Annotated in this window: 17 protein-coding genes and 1 tRNA gene; 6 read left to right on the top strand and 12 right to left on the bottom strand. The window is 37.3% G+C overall.

The genetic code is table 11. From position 1 onward, the window contains the following. The first annotated feature begins 15 nt into the window (after window positions 1-15). The 3 genes from Q0874_RS03720 to Q0874_RS03710 all read left to right on the top strand — a co-directional run bounded on the left by Q0874_RS03720 (window position 16) and on the right by Q0874_RS03710 (window position 1,482). Entirely contained in the window at window positions 16-957 is a 942-nt protein-coding gene (locus Q0874_RS03720) for a type IX secretion system membrane protein PorP/SprF (protein WP_299159539.1), read from the top strand. Window positions 958-1,001: 44 nt separating this feature from the next. After that, entirely contained in the window at window positions 1,002-1,361 is a 360-nt protein-coding gene (gene folB, locus Q0874_RS03715) for a dihydroneopterin aldolase (protein ID WP_299159536.1), read from the top strand. Between the two features lie 47 nt (window positions 1,362-1,408). Beyond that, window positions 1,409-1,482, top strand: a tRNA-Cys gene (locus Q0874_RS03710). Window positions 1,483-1,524: 42 nt separating this feature from the next. On the opposite strand, the gene Q0874_RS03705 is transcribed toward Q0874_RS03710, so the two are convergent. The 3 genes from Q0874_RS03705 to rnr are packed head-to-tail and all read right to left on the bottom strand — an operon-like array spanning window position 1,525 to window position 5,134. After that, entirely contained in the window at window positions 1,525-2,190 is a 666-nt protein-coding gene (locus Q0874_RS03705; protein WP_299159534.1) for a LysE family translocator, read from the bottom strand. 17 nt (window positions 2,191-2,207) lie between these two features. Then, the gene (locus Q0874_RS03700; RefSeq protein WP_299159528.1) at window positions 2,208-2,888 is read right to left on the bottom strand and encodes a head GIN domain-containing protein; all 681 of its coding nucleotides are present in this window, start codon (window positions 2,886-2,888) and stop codon (window positions 2,208-2,210) included. A 56-nt stretch (window positions 2,889-2,944) separates the two neighbouring features. Continuing rightward, on the bottom strand, window positions 2,945-5,134 hold the full coding sequence (rnr, locus tag Q0874_RS03695; RefSeq protein ID WP_299159508.1) for a ribonuclease R: 2,190 nt from the start codon (window positions 5,132-5,134) through the stop codon (window positions 2,945-2,947). Between the two features lie 612 nt (window positions 5,135-5,746). On the opposite strand from rnr, the gene rpiB reads away from it, so the two are divergent. The 3 genes from rpiB to Q0874_RS03680 are packed head-to-tail and all read left to right on the top strand — an operon-like array spanning window position 5,747 to window position 7,549. Continuing rightward, the gene (rpiB, locus tag Q0874_RS03690) at window positions 5,747-6,178 is read left to right on the top strand and encodes a ribose 5-phosphate isomerase B (protein WP_299159506.1); all 432 of its coding nucleotides are present in this window, start codon (window positions 5,747-5,749) and stop codon (window positions 6,176-6,178) included. Between the two features lie 9 nt (window positions 6,179-6,187). Beyond that, window positions 6,188-7,105: a cation diffusion facilitator family transporter gene (locus Q0874_RS03685; protein WP_299159504.1), complete on the top strand. Its 918-nt coding sequence runs from the start codon at window positions 6,188-6,190 to the stop codon at window positions 7,103-7,105. A 3-nt stretch (window positions 7,106-7,108) separates the two neighbouring features. After that, on the top strand, window positions 7,109-7,549 hold the full coding sequence (locus Q0874_RS03680) for a GNAT family N-acetyltransferase (protein WP_299159502.1): 441 nt from the start codon (window positions 7,109-7,111) through the stop codon (window positions 7,547-7,549). 22 nt (window positions 7,550-7,571) lie between these two features. On the opposite strand, the gene Q0874_RS03675 is transcribed toward Q0874_RS03680, so the two are convergent. The 9 genes from Q0874_RS03675 to rnpA form a co-directional block, all read right to left on the bottom strand. Next, window positions 7,572-8,633 (bottom strand): Gfo/Idh/MocA family oxidoreductase, encoded by a 1,062-nt coding sequence (locus Q0874_RS03675; protein WP_299159500.1) that lies wholly within the window; start codon window positions 8,631-8,633, stop codon window positions 7,572-7,574. Between the two features lie 143 nt (window positions 8,634-8,776). Further along, window positions 8,777-10,885: a PQQ-binding-like beta-propeller repeat protein gene (locus Q0874_RS03670; protein ID WP_299159498.1), complete on the bottom strand. Its 2,109-nt coding sequence runs from the start codon at window positions 10,883-10,885 to the stop codon at window positions 8,777-8,779. An 85-nt stretch (window positions 10,886-10,970) separates the two neighbouring features. Then, window positions 10,971-11,831, bottom strand: a complete 861-nt coding sequence (locus Q0874_RS03665; protein ID WP_299159496.1) for a fructosamine kinase family protein — start codon at window positions 11,829-11,831, stop codon at window positions 10,971-10,973. Between the two features lie 35 nt (window positions 11,832-11,866). Beyond that, the gene (glgP, locus tag Q0874_RS03660; protein WP_299159494.1) at window positions 11,867-13,510 is read right to left on the bottom strand and encodes an alpha-glucan family phosphorylase; all 1,644 of its coding nucleotides are present in this window, start codon (window positions 13,508-13,510) and stop codon (window positions 11,867-11,869) included. A gap of 89 nt (window positions 13,511-13,599) precedes the next feature. Further along, window positions 13,600-14,382 carry an SDR family NAD(P)-dependent oxidoreductase gene (locus tag Q0874_RS03655; protein ID WP_299159491.1) on the bottom strand — a complete coding sequence of 261 codons (783 nt, stop codon included), beginning with the start codon at window positions 14,380-14,382 and terminating at the stop codon, window positions 13,600-13,602. After that, window positions 14,379-15,260, bottom strand: a complete 882-nt coding sequence (locus Q0874_RS03650) for an SMP-30/gluconolactonase/LRE family protein (protein WP_299159489.1) — start codon at window positions 15,258-15,260, stop codon at window positions 14,379-14,381. Before Q0874_RS03650 ends, Q0874_RS03655 begins: the two co-directional genes overlap by 4 nt. Before the next feature lie 13 nt (window positions 15,261-15,273). Further along, complete coding sequence (locus Q0874_RS03645; protein WP_299159487.1) at window positions 15,274-16,119, bottom strand: fumarylacetoacetate hydrolase family protein; 846 nt, start codon at window positions 16,117-16,119, stop codon at window positions 15,274-15,276. A gap of 241 nt (window positions 16,120-16,360) precedes the next feature. After that, complete coding sequence (locus Q0874_RS03640) at window positions 16,361-17,989, bottom strand: S41 family peptidase (protein ID WP_299159484.1); 1,629 nt, start codon at window positions 17,987-17,989, stop codon at window positions 16,361-16,363. Next, on the bottom strand, window positions 17,970-18,359 hold the full coding sequence (gene rnpA / locus Q0874_RS03635) for a ribonuclease P protein component (protein ID WP_299159481.1): 390 nt from the start codon (window positions 18,357-18,359) through the stop codon (window positions 17,970-17,972). The genes Q0874_RS03640 and rnpA overlap by 20 nt, the downstream gene beginning before the upstream one ends. Window position 18,360: the final 1 nt, after the last annotated feature.

Here is an 18,360-nt window from a genome sequence, read left to right as displayed (position 1 = left end):
ACCTAATTATGAATTATGCGCAATAGATTGCTATTTTCAATGCTGCTGTTATGTGTGTTTGCCTCGAGTGCGCAAGAGCTTACACTTCCACAGCTATCACAGTATTTGGCAGATAATCCCTTTGTTATATCACCAACCTATGCGGGAATAGGTGACTATATTAAAGTGCGAATTAATGGTCTGACGCAATGGGTGGGAATAAAAGATGCTCCTGACACACAGTCTCTGGCTGCTGATGGCAGGGTGGGCAACCGCTCCGGGGTAGGTATGATTCTTTATAATGATAGTAACGGGCAAACCAAACAAAGGGGGGCGAGGTTATCCTTCGCGCATCACCTGACATTGGATAGGTATGAAGACGAATTTCTTTCATTTGGTCTTTCATATAATTTTAACCAGTTCAGGATAGATATTGAAAATTTTGATGGTCTGGATCCTAGTGTTACTGATGACCGTTCTACAACGAACCACAATTTCGATGTTGGTATTTTGTATAGAAAGGATAAGTTTTATCTTAGTGCAAATGCTTCTAATCTTCTGGACAAAGATCTAACTAAGTTTAATCCGATATCAGAACCTAACCAATTAAGGAATTATTATCTCTATACAGGTTATAGATTCAGTAAGAAAAAAAGCAATTTTGAAATAGAGCCCTCTGTTTTCTTCCAATGGTTTGAAAGTGATGGGCGATCTGTTACCGATTTGAATGCTAAATTCAGATGGTACGACTTTGAAGATTATTACTACGCAGGTGTGACTTATCGTTTTCTAAATGATCAGGTAGGAAGCCCATTATATATAGCGCCATTAATTGGACTTAAGAAAAGTAATTTTTATTTTGGATACTCCTATCAGATTATATTGAATGAAATACTCGGTTTCAGTACAGGTACCCATGTTATTACAATTGGGGTAGACCTCTTCCAGGGTATAAGTAATTGCAGGTGTACTTATTAAAAATTCTCGGGTGTTTAGGTTAAGTTTGCAAAAACTTAACTGACGTGGGTAAAATTACGGTAAGCAATATCAGGGTATACGCCTATCACGGGTGTCTGGAAGAAGAAAGTATTATTGGTAGCGACTACCTTGTAACTGTAGAAATCAAAGCGGACTTAGAAAAAGCAAGTGTTTCGGATAATTTGGCGGATACTGTCGATTATGTATTCATTAACAAAGTCGTTAAAGAAGAAATGCGAATCAGTTCAAAACTTCTTGAACATGTGGCAAAAAGAATACTGGATCGCGTTTTTAATGAAATGCAAAGCGTTAGCAGGGCGGTGATTTCAGTTTCTAAAATGAATCCCCCTATTGAAGGAGATGTAGAAATGGTAACTGTAACTCTTAAAGAAAAGAGGGAATAAGTTTCTTTTTCTTAGAAAGAAAAAATAGTACCTTTGCGCCTTTAAATGGCATCGTGGCCGAGTGGCTAGGCGCAGCTCTGCAAAAGCTTGTACAACGGTTCGAATCCGTTCGATGCCTCCAAAACCTCTCAATTATTGAGAGGTTTTTTAGTATCCGGAGTTTTTACTCTCTTATATATTCTATTCCTTTTTCTATGTTTAATTTGTCTTTTGGCAGAAAACCTTTAATGATAAGCACAAGTCCGCAAATAACCAGTATAACCCCCAGGGCTTTCTTAACCATACGAATCCTTTCTGTAGTAAGCTTACGGCGAAGTTGTTTAGCCAGTAGTATTTTAAATATATCGGTAATGAAATAGGCTCCAAGCATGGTTGAAAAGAATACAATAATTCTGTTTGGTTCGTTGTCGAGACTTGGGCCCACGATTATAATCACGCCCAGCCAAAAAACAAGCACCCCAATATTAATAAAGTTCAGTAAGAAGCCTTTAATAAAAAGGCTTAAATAGCCTCCTTTTCTGGGTTTGATGTCTGGTTTCCCCCTTACATAGTCTCTGTTAAAAAAGGTGGTAAGACCATAAATTAGAAGAATGACACCCCCAAAGACATACAAGCCTGGTTGATTGCTCAAATTCTCCAGTAATTGAAAACTACTGAAATAAGCAATTGTAAGAAAAATTATGTCTGCAAGAATAACGCCCAGATCAAAAAACAAACCTGCTCTAAAGCCCTTTGTTGCGCCTGTTTCCAGTAGCACAAAAAAAACAGGGCCAATCATAAAGGCTAACAAAAAACCTAGGGGTATCGCTGCCTGAATATCTTCTATCATTAAACTATAGAATTCCTTTACATTCTTGTTACTTTACCTCCAAAAACAGTTTTTTCATCCATTTTTGTTGGATCTCCATAAACTAAAACTTCTCCTCCGGCTTTTACCGTAGCCTTTACATAATCTGACGCAAAAATCTCTGCGTTGGATCCTGCGTTTACATTAACTGTGGTAAATTTTGTTTTAAATTCTTTACCTAAATAAGAACCACCGGTATTAATAGCTACATCCTGAACATCTGAAGCTCCAGTAGTGGTAATAACTCCTCCTGAGACAGATCTGATTAACATTTGTTCTACCTCCGCTTTTATTTTTAGTTCTCCTCCTTCCTGAGCTTTTAATTCAATTACTTCCTGGTTTATCAATTCTTCAGAGGTGATTCTCGCGTCTTCATTAACATCAATTACGAGTAAATTCTCTGAATAGTAAAGATTTACAAAAGTCCTGTATCCACTAAAAATTTTAGTTATCTGCATACGGATTTTTAGAATTCCATCAGTATTCACAATATTAACCTTATCAGTGTTAGCTCCAGTAATTACGGCTTTATTTTCATTTGATTTTATTAAGTTCACAGATATACCATCAAACGCCTTAACCTCCGTGAATTTTGTCAAATTCATACTGATTTTTCCATCCTGAGGTCTTACTGTCTGTATAAGAAACAGGAATAAAACAAAAAGTATTACTTGTTTCATTATGTTGGTTTTAGTGTTTATCAATGAAAATAAACAAATTCTATTCCAAATATTATTTATTCTTCAGGTTTGCCTAAAAGTGAGAAATCCAAATGACGTTTTACTAAATCTGTGCTTTTAACCATAACCCTGACTGTATCTCCCAGTTGGTACTTTTTATGTGTACGTTCACCAATTATAGCATATTCCCTTTCATCAAAGGTATAATAATCATCTTTTATATCTCGTATACGCACCATGCCTTCGCATTTATTTTCAATTATCTCAACATAAATTCCCCATTCTGTAACTCCGGAAATAACACCTGTAAATTCTTGATCCTTATGATCTTGCATAAACTTTATCTGCATATATTTAATAGAATCACGTTCAGCACTGGAAGCTAAACCTTCCATATCTGAAGAGTGTTTACACAATTCCTCATAAGTTTCCTTTTTGGGAGATTGCCCGCCATCTAAATAATGTTGCAACAGCCTGTGTACCAAGACATCCGGATAACGCCTTATAGGTGATGTAAAATGTGAGTAAAAATCAAAAGCTAAACCGTAATGCCCAATGTTATCTGTACTGTAAATTGCCTTACTCATACTTCGAATAGCTAAAGTATCTACAAGATTTTGCTCCTTCTTGCCTCTAACGTCCTCCAGAAGCTTATTTAAAGAGCTGTTAACGGCTTTTTTATCCCTAAGGTTAAGCTTGTGTCCAAAACGTGAAATAATGTTGTTTAGAGCTAATAACTTCTCTTCATCCGGTTGATCATGAATTCTGTATACAAATGTTTTTGTTGGTTTTTGTTTACCTATAAACTCTGCTACTTTGCGGTTTGCTAATAACATAAACTCTTCAATTAACTTGTTTGAGTCTTTAGCCTCTTTAAAATAAACACCCTGAGGTTCGTTTTCAGCGTTAAGAATGAATTTAACTTCTACTTTATCGAATGATATAGCTCCGGAATCCATCCTTTTAATCCTCATTTTTTTCGCTAAGCTATTTAAGGTGTTAATAGCATAAACAGTCTCTTTACCTACAGTATAAGCCTTATTTCGAATTGAGACAGACTCAGGAATAGATTCTTCGCCCGTTTCTATTATATATTGGGCTTCCTCATAAGCAAATCGTTCATTTGAATTTATAACAGTTCGCCCAAACCATTGGTTTTTTACTGAACAATGTTCATCTATTTCAAAAATTGCAGAAAATGTATATTTATCCTCATGTGGGCGTAAAGAACAAGCATTATTAGATAATACTTCAGGTAACATTGGTACAACCCTGTCTACCAGATAAACCGAGGTAGCTCTTTCATAAGCTTCCTGTTCCAATACTGTATCGGGTTTTAGATAATGAGAAACATCAGCAATATGGATGCCAATTGAGAAATTACCGTTTTGTAAAATTTCAAACGATAAGGCATCATCAAAATCTTTTGCGTCTTTTGGATCAATTGTGAATGTAAGAAGTTCTCGTAAGTCCTTTCTTTTTAAAATTTCTTCCTCTTTTATTGAAGTATCTAAAGTATTGGCAAAATTTTCTACTTCAGCGGGAAATTCAGATGGCAATCCATATTCGGCTAATATGGCATGAATTTCTGTGTGGTGTTCACCCGGTTTACCAAGTATTTCAATTATTTTTCCATAGGGTGATTCCGCTTTATCGGGCCATTCAATAATTTCTACAAGTACTTTTTCCCCATTCTTTGCTTTACCTACACCTTCAGGAGGTATAAATATATCTGTATACATTCTTATATCGGTGGGTCTTATAAATGCAAATGTTTTCTGTAAATCTACTATACCAACAAATCTTTTCTTTTTTCGCTCCAGAATTTTTTTAATTTCTCCTTCTGGTTTTTTATTACTTTTCTTATTTAGTATATCTACTTCAACGATATCACCGTGGAATGCTCTATTTATTCTATTATAAGGTACAAAGATGTCATTCTCTAATTCATCAACCACAACATAAGCATTTCCCCTTGCTGTAATATCTACTTTTCCCTGGTAATATTCCCCATTTGTTATTGCCTGGTATTTACCTCGTGTATTTTCCAGGATTCGTTTTTCATTTTTTAATTCACCTAATCTTCTAATTAATAAATTTCTACTTTCAGTATCAATAAGATCAAGTTTAGAGGCAACTTGTTTATAATTAAAGCTTTTTGATGGCTCCTTTTCAAGGACATTAAATATACCCTTGGTAATTTCATTTTTTTTGTGGCTTTTTGCACGTTTCTTTTTCTTCGACATTAAATCTTTATTTGCGTGGAAAATTACGAATTATAATCCATAGCATTATATTGAACAAATTACATTTCGATAAACTCACTTGATAAATAACATATGAACACTTATTAAGTAATTAATTATTTGTTTTATTAATTTATAAAAAAAATGATGTTTATGATTGCTTGTTAGTACTGCTTATAAATTTTTTGCAGGATTGTTGCTATAAACAAGTAATTGAGTTTATTGACAATTTAAATATTATTATATATTCTAATAGTCAATTACTTAAGTATGTTATGAACGACTATTAATAACTAGTTTTAATACAAACTACTTACAACTAATTTTTTTATTTCTGTTAACTACCACAGTTTCATTTTTAATATCTTTCTATTAAGTTTTAAAAATTTTAATTTCTAAATATCAACAGGTTTTGTAAAGCATTTTTTTAAGCAGTCTGTAAAAAATAGTACTTATTTCTTATCCTCCGGTTATTAACAAATCAGACAAATAAACAAAACGTTCTTATCCAAACACTTAGGGTTTTTTATAAATAACTATGTTAACAATATTATAAAGAAGGTATAACAAAGGTATTTGTAACTTTGTGTTAATTCTAAATACCTATATTATATGAAAATATCAATTGGTAATGATCATGCCGGTACGGAATATAAACTGGCAATAGTAGGTCTTCTTAAATCGATGAGTATAGAAGTAATTAATCACGGTACGGATGGTACTGATAGTGTAGATTACCCGGATTTTATACATCCTGTTGCAACTGACGTGGAAAATAGAGATGCAGATTCAGGAATTATTATTTGTGGTAGTGGAAATGGGGCAAGTATGACGGCTAATAAACATCAGGGAGTTAGAGCTGCACTTTGCTGGAACAAAGAAATAGTAGAATTAGCCAGAGAGCACAACAATGCAAACATTCTTAGTCTTCCTGCCCGTTTTATTTCACTCACTCAGGCTTTAGAAATGGTTAAAACTTTTCTCAACACAAAATTTGAAGGAGGGAGACATGAACGAAGGATTGAAAAAATTCCCTGTTCTTAAAGTAATTAAATGAGCCATTCCCATTCTCATAATCATTCCCATTCTCATAAGGATTTAAAAGGAAGGAATCTTATTATTACAATATTCCTGAATATCTTAATAACCGTTGCCCAGGCAATTGGCGGAATAATTTCTGGCAGTCTCTCTTTATTATCAGACGCCCTCCACAATTTTAGCGACGTCGTCTCCCTGATTATAAGTTATGTAGCTACTTTATTATCAAAAAAGAAAGCCTCTGTTAGAAAGACCTTTGGATATAAGAGGGCGGAAATAATTGCTGCTTTTGTTAATTCTTCAACCTTGATAATAGTCGCTATAATATTAATCAAAGAGGCTGTTGAACGATTTGTAAATCCGGTTGAGATTGAATCGAATTTAGTTATCTGGTTATCACTATTAGGGATTTTAGCCAATGGATTTAGTGTTCTTTTAATTAAGAAGGATGCTAAAGTAAATATGAATATGAAATCTGCATACCTCCATTTATTTACAGATATGATGGCGTCTGTTGCAGTGCTTATTGGGGGCATATTGATGAAGTTTTACGAGTTTTATTGGGTAGATCCGATCTTAACCATATTAATTGCGCTATACCTTATTTATATGGGGTATGATCTGTTAAAGACATCTACCAGAGTTTTAATGCTTTTTACCCCGAACACGATAGAGGTTCAACAAATAGTATCTGCTATTACCAAAATACGACCTGTAAAAAATGTACACCATGTACATGTCTGGCAACTAAATGAAGATGAGGTACACCTGGAAGCACACATCGATTTTGATGAAGATATAAACCTTTCAGAATTTGATCTGATATTGGAAAAAATAGAAGAAGAAGTCTATCATAAATTTGGTATAAGCCATTTGAACATACAGCCCGAATATGGAAAATGCGATAGCAAAAAAGTTATTGTACAGGATTAACTAATGAATATCAACACAAAATCTTTTCAAGAACTAAGTAAACTGGAATTATATCAGATTCTTCAATTGCGGACTGAGGTTTTTGTGGTGGAGCAGGATTGTGTATATCAGGACATGGACGGAAAAGACGTCAAGGCTTTGCATGTTATAGGATCAAAGAATAATAAAATAATAGCTTACACCCGAATTTTCAGACCGGGGGATTATATGGAGCACGCCAGTATAGGGCGCGTGGTAGTTAGGAAATCAGAAAGGCAAGGAGGGTATGGAAAAGAAATAATGCTGGCTTCAATTGATGCCATTAAGGATAATTTTAAAGAGACCACAATTTATCTTTCGGCACAGACCTATTTGCAGAAATTCTATAGCGAATTAGGCTTTATAGCTGTTGGAGAAACGTATTTAGAAGATGATATTCCGCATATTCTTATGGTAAAAGAATAGCTTAATTTCTAAATAAACAGTCTTATAGATGAACTGTTTCGCCAGTTCTAAAAGATTTATCAGCCGCAAGAACAATTTTTAAGCTATTAACAGCATCGGATAAATGATTGGTCAGGTCAAGATCTCTTTGAATAGATTTTAAGAAATATTCCTGCTCTAATAAACAAAGCCCATCGTGATCCGGTTCATCTTCAGTACTAAGCAACCTATCTTTTTTAATAAATTTTCCATTTTCATCCAGCTCACTAAAATGTAAAATCAGCCCCCCCGTTTTGGTATGCCCTTCAATATCATCTGAATCTCCCTTTTTTTCATCCGCAATAGAAACGGAGCCTTTGGGCCCAATTACATCCTTTACAAAAAAAGCCGTTTCACTAATCATAGGGCCCCAACCGGCCTCATACCAACCAACAGAACCATCATTAAAACGCACCTGCAACTGCCCGTAATTATACATATCAGTATCTATCTCTTCGGTTAACCGGGCTCCAATAGCGCTTACGCTTACGGGTTGCGCCCCTGTCATTAAACACATAATATCAACATAATGCACCCCGCAATCAACAATTGGCGACATCGACTGCATTAGTTGTTTATGCGTATACCACTGCTCTTCAGAACTTTGTTGATTAAGGTTCATTCGCATTACAAGTGGTTTACCAAGGGTTTGTGCAGTTTCCACAAATTTTGTCCAGGCTGGGTGAACCCTTAAAATATAACCAACAACTAATTTTTTCTTTTTTGTTTTAGCTAATTCAACAAGTTCTTCTGCCTCCTCAACGGTTAAGGCTATGGGTTTTTCAACAAAAACATGAGCCCCCGCCATCAGACTTTCTCTAACATAGGCTGCGTGGGTGTCGGGATAAGTACTTATGGCTACAGCATCGGGTTTGGTAGTGGCCAAAGCCTTTTTAAAATCACCAAATTTAGGCAAGCCACCCAATTCATCAGAAAGCCGCTCACGGCTTTGGGGTTTTCTGCTAACCAATCCGACAATTTCAAAACCCGGTAATTTGTGGTATGCACGGGCATGGCTGGTACCCATATTTCCACAACCCACAACAAGGATTTTAATTTTTTCCATATTCAGTTCGTTTTACACAAAGAATTAAAGAAAGCTATAATTCCGGAGGTTTAAAAATAGCACACTTTTTATATATTTATAAGCCAAGCCACTTAAATTTAATTCAGGCGATATTAATGGTGGCTTTTTAAAAATGGGCCACACTATTCTAAAGAAAACGCCACTATCTGATTCCCTTTCTCTGTCCCCAACTTTTCACCTCCACAGGCAATAGCAATATACTGTTTCCCATTAACCTGATACATTGCCGGTGTTGCAAAAGCCGCAGCAGGCAATTTAAATTCCCAAAGAACCTTTCCGTTGTGTTTGTCGAACACCCTGAAGTAACCATCTTTTGTAGCACCTATAAATAACAGACCATTTTCTGTAACCACGGCACCCCCATAATTTTCTGTTCCGGTTGTTGGGTATCCCTGTTCTTTTAATTCGGGAGTATCCCCGAAAGGTACAGACCAGATAAATTCCCCTGAATTGAGATCAATTGCATGGAGGGTTCCCCATGGAGGTGAAATAGCCGGAAGGCCATCACTTGTCAAAAACTTATTGTACCCCTTATGTTTATATGGAATGTCTTCCGATGCAGGAAGGTTGGACCCTACTTCTTTTTTATCATCCTCGTCCATCAGGAAACTAATAAGACCTTCTTTTTCGATTGATGTTAGCTGCGGAAAACCGATCATCATACCTTTTCCAAGTTTAATTTGATTAAGCAATTCTTCTTTACTTAATTTATCACCAATATTTATCAAAGAGGGAAATCCGCTAGCAGCCATACCACCCCTGTCTTTTTGGTGACAAACAGCACAGTATTTTTGATAAACACTTTCTCCATAGGGAAGATCTTCGGGAGCAGGTTTGTTTTCTTCCATTTCCATTATCCAGGGCATCTCATTGGAATTAACATATAATATTCCATCTTCCGGATCTGCCGAAGCACCTCCCCATTCGGCCGCACCATCATATCCCGGGAAAAGCAAAACCGGCTTGAGGCTGGGCGGGGCATAAATACGCTTATCCGCGTTATTGAGAATAGCTTTAAGTGAATCCTGGTTTTTGGAATAAGGGTTGACATCATTTTCTGTCAACTCTGAAGACTGACGCGCAAAGGGCTTAGGCGAAACCGGAAATGGCTGTGTTTCCCAGGACCTTTCCCCTTTTAGGGAGGAGGCGGGGACAGGCACTTCATCGATATCAAACAAGGGATCACCGGTTTCTCTGTGAAAAACATATACATAGCCCTGTTTTGTAACCTGGGCCACGGCCGGTATTTTTTTACCATTTCTGGTAATAGTAATTAAATTAGGAGGCGCCGGCGGGTCCCGATCCCAAATATCGTGATGTGTGAATTGAAAATGCCATAGTCGCCTGCCTGTTTTTGCATCCAACGCCAGCAGGCAATTGGCAAATAAATTACTTCCTTTTCGGATGCCTCCATAAAAATCCGGAGCTGCAGAACCTGTAGGCACGTAAATAATACCCCTGGCTTCATCAACCGCCATCCCGGCCCAATTGTTTGCCGCTCCAACCAAAGGGTTTTTATCCTCCCAGGTTTCGTTGCCCGCCTCCCCCGAGAGAGGAATGGTATGAAAAACCCATTCAAGGTTTCCTGTTTTAATATTAAAAGCCATAATGTTCCCTGGCGCAGCGCCCACATCCTCAGAAACCCTTAGTGGCATAATAATAAGGTCTTCAAAAATAGTCCCGGGGGTATTTGATATAACAAACTTATCTTTTGCCGTTTCTGACATGCCTATATGCATATCAACCTTGCCATTAACTCCAAACTCGGTAATGGGTTTTCCGGTGATGGCATTCAGTGCAAATAATTCAGGCCCTTTTGTGAACAGAATTCGTTTATCTTCCCCCTCCTCCCAATAAGAAACACCCCTGCTGGTTGAATGCCATATTTGCAAAGAATCACCATATCGCCAGATTTCTTTACCGGTTTCAGCCTGGAGGGCAACTACCCTTAGAGCCGCCGTAACGCCATATAAAATGGTGTCTACAACTATAGGATTCATTTGCATTTGTCCATAATCCGGGGCCTCGTATCGCCAGGCAATTTTCAGGCGATCTACATTTTCTTTCGTTATTTGGGAAAGAGTGGAAAAGTGATTTCTGTCAGGACCACCTAAATAAGAAGACCAGGTAGTGTATGTTGATTTCTCCTTAACAGGCTCTTCTGAATTTTGACAACCAGAAACAAAGAGGGCTATAAAAAAGACAATACAATAGGATTTCCTTAAAAACATTCTGCTAAACTTAGTTGTTTTTAAAAGTATTAAAAGAATCTAAATTTAGCTAGCGATATTTTCACATAAGCCAATACAGATTTTATCAGAAATGCACTTGCAGGATTTCTTTTACTGATTTGTAATAAGACTTTCCAAAGATGTTGAGGTGAACTAGCAAATAATAAAGCTGATAGATTGCCATACGATCAGACTCACCTGGTTGTGATGGATTAATTTCAAAATAAGCAGCGTAAAAAGAAGAGCTAAAACCACCAAAAAGGCGGGACATGGACAAGTCTATTTCACTATGGCCAAAATATACAGCCGGATCTATAAGATAAGGCTCGCCATTTTCGGAGATTAAGTAATTACCGCTCCATAAATCGCCATGCAACAAAGATGGTTTAATACCTGTACAATAAGAGCTAATAACAGATTGAAGTTTATCAATGCTCGGAACCTCTTCTTTTGTTAAAAATCCGCGACGAACAGCAGTTTGAAGTTGAGAGTCTAAACGTTCTTTTACGTAAAAAGAAACCCAATTGGGATGTTTGTGGTTGGACTGCAGTAAATTCCCGATAAAATTTGGATTATCCCAGCCATAAAAATCGGAACTTGTTTGATGCATTACAGCAAGTTGAACACCAAACATTTCCAAATCCTTTGATTCCGGGTTTTTGGAGGCCACGTACTCCATTAACAAACAAGCCCCTTTTTCCAAAGCATTAACAGCGTAAACGATGGGGGTTTTTACAGTTTTAGTTTTGTCAATAGCCTTCAAACCTTCTTCTTCTGCTTCAAACATAGACTTCGCTGCGGAAGAATTATTTAATTTGCAAAAAATGCGATCAGAATCTGTATATAGCACATATGCCCTGGAAATATCTCCGCCGGATACAGGTACACAGTTTTTAATTTTGGTTCCAATGAGCGTGCCTATAAAATCTTTAATCTCGGCTTTCATTTTTCTTACTTAAAAAGACTCACGGGCATTTTCTTCTATTTATAAAGAACATTATAATACTCATCAGCCATTCTGCGGCTTGTAAAGGCCGGCACAACCCCATCAATTCCTTTAAAAACCATTTCCTGCCATTTCTTTGGATCCTCATAAAACGTCGGAAGAACACGCTTTTCCAAAGTATTATAGAGATTATCACTGTCAAATTTATCCTGTTCCCAGGCAGGGGATCTATAATCTGCTTCGGGAAGAACAAACGAATTCACACCATCTACAGCAAACTCCGGGACCCAGCCATCGTTAATTGTTAAGTTTAAAGAGCCATTCATGGCAGCAGTCATCCCACTTGTACCAGAAGCTTCCCGGGTAATTCTTGGGGTATTCAACCATACATCAGAACCTTTTTTAAGCTTACGGGAAAGCTCCATTTCATATCCAATAAGGACCGCCATATTCGGTTTAAATTTTGTATAATTAACAAGGTGATTAAACATGTCTATAGAATAATAATCGGTAGGATATGGTTTCCCTGCCCAAATAACCTGAACCGGATAGTTCACCGAAGAGACAAGTTTTTCAAAACGCTCAAGATCATATAATAACAGGTCGGCCCGTTTATATTGAGCAAATCTTCTTGCCCAGACTATAGTAAGGATATTGGGATCAAAAAGTTTCCCGGTCTGATCTAATACAACATCAAAAAGCTGGGTTTTTAATTCCAGTTTTCGCTTTTTAAACGCCTTTGCATTAAGACCTTTCCAGGCCTTAGCAAGAATACTATCCTGCCAAAAATGCTGGTTTTGGGAATTGGTTATCGGAATAATTTTACTTGTCCCTTTAAAACTATTCCACATATTGTTGGCAACAACAGCATGGAGCCTGGAAACAGCATTAGCTCTTTTAGCCATTCTAAGCGCCGCCACTGTATAGTTTAGCATATCATCATTAACCACTTCTTTTTGCAATTCTTCGTCGGTAAGTGTTTTTCCAAAGAAGCCACAACTATTCAGCAGATGGCCATTTCGCTCCATGTTACCAGCCTTTTCAGGAGTATGTGTGGTAAAGAACATTTGACTTTTGGTAATTCCAATATTGCGCAGGTAATAAAAAGCGGGCAGCGCATGCCCTTCATTTAAATGATATATGTCTGCCCCACCTAATTCCTGAACAACCTTGGCGCCTCCAATACCAAGCACAATATTTTGGGAGATACGTGTTAATGTATTATTGTCATATAAATGGTCTGTAATGGTTTTAGACAAATGATCATTACCCGGAACATCTGTGGTAAGCAGATAGATTGGCACGGAGCCAAACACTTCCGGTTTAAGAACGTAGGCCCGAACTTTAACGGATGGGTTATCGTGAATTTTTACCTCTACTTCTATTCCGGAGTCTTCAAGGAAATTATAGTGCTTTTCAATAAAACTGGTTTGTAAGGTCTGATCGGTGTTTCGGCCCTGGTCATAATACCCGTATTTCCAAAGCATTCCTATTCCTATCATATTCTGCTTCAATTCCATTGCTGAAATCATATGAGATCCCGCAAGATAACCGAGGCCTCCGGAATAGATTTTAAGCGCCTGATGAATACCAAATTCCATACTAAAATAAGCTGCTCTTTTTTTATATTTTGTATCTGGTTTGTAGGGATGATACCATGTACTATATTTACTTGACATAAAAAGGTGTTTTTTAAGAAGCCACTAATTTAAAATAATAGAAATGAATGAGAAGTGAAAGAAACATTTTTTTGGCATTATAGCATAAACTACTCCAGATCTTCGGGATAGCGGCCAATTGCTGTCCAGCCACCATCTACAACCAAGGTTTGACCATTTATATGCGCCGCCCCATCAGAAAGCAGAAAAAGACAGGCTTCTGCCACGTCATTTGGCTTTCCAACAATACCTCTAGGGATAAGTTTACCCCATGTTCCCGCATAGTCAGGCTCTTCTTCTTTTGTGCGTTCTGTAAGGGTTGCCCCGGGAGCAATGGCATTTACAGTTATTTCATGAGGCGCCAGGGCAAGCACCAGGCTTTTGGCCATCATTTGCAAGGCTGCTTTAGTCATGGAATAGGCTGTTAAATTGGGGTATCCTTTGATTCCCGTAATGGAGGACATCAAAATGACCCGCCCCCCATCACCTTGTTTTTTCATAATTTCTCCGGTTTTTTGCACGAGAAAAAAAGCGCCTTTCAAATTAACACCTATTACTTTGTCGAATTCCTGCGGCTTAAATTTAAAGAAATCACCAAATAAGGTAATCCCGGCATTTGGAATAACAAAATCTATTCTGCCATATTGTTCCAATGTAAAATGAACAAGCCCGTCAATTACCTCAACGTCCCCTGCATCACCAATAAAAAGGGAACAACTATCAGGAAATTTTTTCTTCAGACTTATCAATGTGTTCTCTGCCACCTTTTCATCTACCTCATTTAGAACTACCCTTGCACCATTTTTCAGCAATAATTCAGCAATGGCATAACCTATTCCCATGCCTGCCCCGGTTATAATTGCCACTTTTTCCTTTATTCCTGTGTAGATCATAGATTGCCTTTAAAACAATTAACCTTAAAACCACCAATTTTTGTTTTATAACTAAAGAGCCCTCCGCTTTGCGGGTATAGCCTCAGACTTTCTTCCGACAGGCCGCTCCGGGCTGTGGTAATATATAATGTTTTCATTTCTTTTCCCCCAAAGCAGCAAGAAGTGACATGAGGCGCATCGACAACAATTTTCTCTTCAACTTCAGCTGTTTTTGGGTTCCAACGTCTCACACAACCACCCCCCCAATGAGCAATCCAAAGCATCCCTTCCTGATCAATAGTCATTCCATCCGCTCCGCCATAGGATTTAGGGATTTTGAATAAGGTTCTCCGGTTAGAAATTTCACCGGTTGAAAGCTCGAAATCATATTCCCAAACCTCATAAACAGCAGTATCAATATAATAAAATTTAGTATTATCAGGAGACCAGGACATCCCATTTGAAATTGAGGTATTTTTAATTTGTATGGTCGCCTTCAAATCTTTATCCAGTTTGAAAAGATTACCATAGCCGGGATTGAGATTTTTATGCATGGTTCCTATCCAGAAGTTGCCGGAGGAATCACACTTACCATCGTTAAACCTCAAATTTTGATCGGAGTTTTCCAGGATATGAAGGCTTTTGAGTTCATTAGTCTGGTAATTAAAGGATGTAATGCCGCTCTCCATAGCCAAAAGTAACTTACCCCTACTAATTGGAATTACCGCCCCTATCATTTCATCAAAAACCCATTCAGAATTCTTATTGGTTTTTAAGTGGTGTCCATGAACGATACCAGCTTCTATATCTACCCAAAATAGCTGCTCAGATTCATGATCCCAAAAAGGACCTTCTCCAAGCGTTGCTTTTGCATCATAAACAAGATTTGCTTTCTGCACCCTCTAAATGGATTTAAATCATTTTTTGTTTTTGAGTTCCAAGCCCTTCAATGCTTAACTCAACCAAATCTCCTTTAGAAAGGTAAGAGGGTGGATCTAAGCCTATACCAACGCCGGCAGGTGTGCCGGTAGAAATTAAATCACCCGCCTCAAGAAGCATAAATTGGGACAGGTAATAGATAATAAAGGCCGGCCTGAAAATCATATTTGAAGTATTGCCATTTTGCCTTAAATCCGTATTTACAGATAGAGTCATTTTTAAATTATTAAGATCCCCTAATTCATCCGGAGTAGCCAGGTATGGGCCAACAGGACTAAAGCCCGGGCATGATTTCCCTTTAATCCACTGCCCTCCTTTTTCTAATTGAAATGACCTTTCAGACAAATCATTTATAACGCAATATCCAGCGATCGCTTCTGCGGCCTCCGCCTCATTTTTAAGGTAGAGGACATCTTTATTCAGAACCACCCCAAGCTCTACTTCATAATCTGTTTTGATAGAATTTTTTGGAATAGATACGTCATCATAGGGGCCGCTTAAGGTGTTGGTAGCTTTGCCAAAAATAATGGGTTCTTCGGGAATGGCCATATTAGATTCCGCAGCGTGTTCAGAATAATTAAGCCCTATACACATAATCATTCCAGGCCTGCTAATACAGGGGGCATGTCTTACAGAATCAGGAATTTCCTGCAACTCCGCTGCATTCGATTCTAAGTACTTCTCAAGTCTTTGTAAGCCATTATTTTGAAAAAAGTTTCTGTCCCAATCGCTGAATTCTTCGGAGCAGTCTAATCTTTTACCTAGATGAAGAACACCGGGCTTTTCATTTTCTTTTTCGCCAAAGCGTATAAGTTTCATAGTTGGTCGTATTTAAATTTTGGTCAAACGTCAATCAATTTATAACTATTTTATATGAGATTAAAACTTAAAAAGTAAACATAGTTTTATTAGCCCCAACTTAATAATATAGTTGAGAAAAAAGCACAATCATCGGGGATTAGTGCGCGTTTTAAAAACAAGGTAATAAAATCCCGGAGATTAATATTCTCCAAGGCATAAGAAAGTGGTAAAACAGGGTAATCAAAGCTGTTTTAAACACCTATTTCAAGACAGACTGATATTTTGCTTTATCTTCCATCAGATCGACAGCCGTTAGTATGGCTTCATCATTTTTTAAATAATACTGATAAAGGCCTTCTCTGTAGAAATAGCGCTTTATAATTTCGTCCTGAAGATTTATCTGAATTTCCTTTTGATACGTTTCCAGGGCGTTGAGTTTACGTTTACTAATTTCTGCTAACAGGCTTTTGTAGCTATCCTGTATATCTGCGCCATATATGGCCTTGTCATCACCTGTAATTGCTTCTTTTAGAGCCTTTTCCGTTTTAGTTTCAAAATTGAAATTGCTCTGAGACACATAGTTTCTGAATTCTTCAAAATCCGAAGAGCTAAAGTCAAAGTCGTCAACATTTGTAATCGTATTTTGATAGTAATAGTTGGTGGCGAAATCAAATACAACACTATTGTTAATAAGCGCCTTAGTTAGTGCGTTAGTTTTTAGGGCTGCTATTTCAATATCTGGCATAACCCCTCCACCATCTTCAACTTTTCTGCCATTTCTTGTCCTAAATTCATTAAATTTTGTGGTTTTTACAGCGTTGCCATTTTGATCTCTATTCCAATAATCCAAAGATTGTATACAGCGCCCGGAAGGGGTATAATATCTGGAGATAGTAACTTTTAATTGAGTTCCATAAGTAAGCCGCAGAGGCCGTTGAACTAATCCCTTACCAAAACTACGGGCCCCAATGATTACAGCACGATCCAAATCCTGTAGGCTTCCCGAAACAATTTCACTAGCCGATGCACTTCCTCCATTTACTAAGACAACCAATGGGATATCTTCATCCACGGGCTGATTTTTTGTTTTGTATTCACTGTTGAATTTTTTTACTTTGGATTTGGTCGTTACAATCAGCTCTCCTTTAGGCACGAAGAGATTTGTAACATTAATTGCTTCAGATAAGAGCCCACCGGGATTTCCTCTCAGATCTAAAATAATTTGCTCAGCACCTTTCCCCTTTAAATCGCGAAGAGCAGCCTTTGTTTGGGAAGAGGCCTTTGCATTAAATTTGGAAAGCACTATATAGCCTGTATTTTCATTAACCATATTGTAAAAGGGAACGGCATCAACTTCGATAGCCTCTCTTTCAATTACAGTAGTATTTGTTTTACCTTGTCTTAGGTACGTTACTTCAACTTTGGTATTGTTGGCTCCTTTTAATAATTCACTGGCATCATCTTTAAAATCTGCAATGGAAATGTCTCCAATTTTAATGATTTCATCTCCCGCCTTTAAGCCTGCTTTATCTGCCGGATAACCTTTATATGGTTCAATAATCACCAGTTTGCTGTCATATGAACGAACCAAGGATCCGATACCGGAATATTCCCCTGCGTTGTTTATTTTATAAGCCTCAACATCCTGCTCATTTAGGAATTTAGTGTATGGATCAAGATCATCCAACATATTCTTTATGGCGGTATCCATAAGCTCTGCAGGATTGGTCTCGTCTACATAATTCATGTTTAGCTCCTTGAACAAGGTGGTAAAAATTTCTATCTGTTTAGCAATTTCAAAAAAATCGCTTTTAAAACTACTTCCAACGGCTAGCATAACCACCGCTAGTACAGGTATCAGGATTTTTTTACTCAATAGAGTTTTCATTAGTTACTTTTTTTAAAAATTTCTCTAGAATTACCCGCATGTGCTTTTCTACTTCTTCGTATCCGGGTATTTCCTTTCCAATATATAAAAATAGAAACGCAAAGCTTCCCTCGATGTTGTTAAAAATTTGTTCTTTGTTTAACCTGTAGCTTTCCCTTAACAATCTCTTAATACGATTTCTTTTTACCGCACTTTTAAAATTTCTTTTGGGTACCGTAACCCCACATTGAATTTTTACTCTGGTCGGGTCTTTTATGTCCAAATAGATCAGCTTTAATGGATAGCTGGTAATCGATTTTCCTTCTTCAAAAATACTACGAATAAGGATCTCGCTTTTTAATTTTTCTTTTTTTGGAAATTTTGAAGACATA

The organism is uncultured Eudoraea sp. (assembly GCF_947490415.1).
Lineage (GTDB): Bacteria > Bacteroidota > Bacteroidia > Flavobacteriales > Flavobacteriaceae > Eudoraea.
The sequence above is the reverse complement of the archived record's forward strand: the minus strand, read 5'-3'. Positions and strand labels throughout refer to the sequence as shown.

What these genes read in the sequence shown, in the direction of transcription:
- Q0874_RS03720 (WP_299159539.1), top strand. Translation starts at nt 16, where the DNA reads ATGCGCAATAGATTGCTATTTTCAATGCTGCTGTTATGTGTGTTTGCC.
- Q0874_RS03705 (WP_299159534.1), bottom strand. Translation starts at nt 2,190, where the DNA reads ATGATAGAAGATATTCAGGCAGCGATACCCCTAGGTTTTTTGTTAGCC.
- Q0874_RS03700 (WP_299159528.1), bottom strand. Translation starts at nt 2,888, where the DNA reads ATGAAACAAGTAATACTTTTTGTTTTATTCCTGTTTCTTATACAGACA.
- rnr (WP_299159508.1), bottom strand. Translation starts at nt 5,134, where the DNA reads ATGTCGAAGAAAAAGAAACGTGCAAAAAGCCACAAAAAAAATGAAATT.
- rpiB (WP_299159506.1), top strand. Translation starts at nt 5,747, where the DNA reads ATGAAAATATCAATTGGTAATGATCATGCCGGTACGGAATATAAACTG.
- Q0874_RS03685 (WP_299159504.1), top strand. Translation starts at nt 6,188, where the DNA reads ATGAGCCATTCCCATTCTCATAATCATTCCCATTCTCATAAGGATTTA.
- Q0874_RS03680 (WP_299159502.1), top strand. Translation starts at nt 7,109, where the DNA reads ATGAATATCAACACAAAATCTTTTCAAGAACTAAGTAAACTGGAATTA.
- Q0874_RS03675 (WP_299159500.1), bottom strand. Translation starts at nt 8,633, where the DNA reads ATGGAAAAAATTAAAATCCTTGTTGTGGGTTGTGGAAATATGGGTACC.
- Q0874_RS03670 (WP_299159498.1), bottom strand. Translation starts at nt 10,885, where the DNA reads ATGTTTTTAAGGAAATCCTATTGTATTGTCTTTTTTATAGCCCTCTTT.
- Q0874_RS03665 (WP_299159496.1), bottom strand. Translation starts at nt 11,831, where the DNA reads ATGAAAGCCGAGATTAAAGATTTTATAGGCACGCTCATTGGAACCAAA.
- glgP (WP_299159494.1), bottom strand. Translation starts at nt 13,510, where the DNA reads ATGTCAAGTAAATATAGTACATGGTATCATCCCTACAAACCAGATACA.
- Q0874_RS03655 (WP_299159491.1), bottom strand. Translation starts at nt 14,382, where the DNA reads ATGATCTACACAGGAATAAAGGAAAAAGTGGCAATTATAACCGGGGCA.
- Q0874_RS03645 (WP_299159487.1), bottom strand. Translation starts at nt 16,119, where the DNA reads ATGAAACTTATACGCTTTGGCGAAAAAGAAAATGAAAAGCCCGGTGTT.
- Q0874_RS03640 (WP_299159484.1), bottom strand. Translation starts at nt 17,989, where the DNA reads ATGAAAACTCTATTGAGTAAAAAAATCCTGATACCTGTACTAGCGGTG.
- rnpA (WP_299159481.1), bottom strand. Translation starts at nt 18,359, where the DNA reads ATGTCTTCAAAATTTCCAAAAAAAGAAAAATTAAAAAGCGAGATCCTT.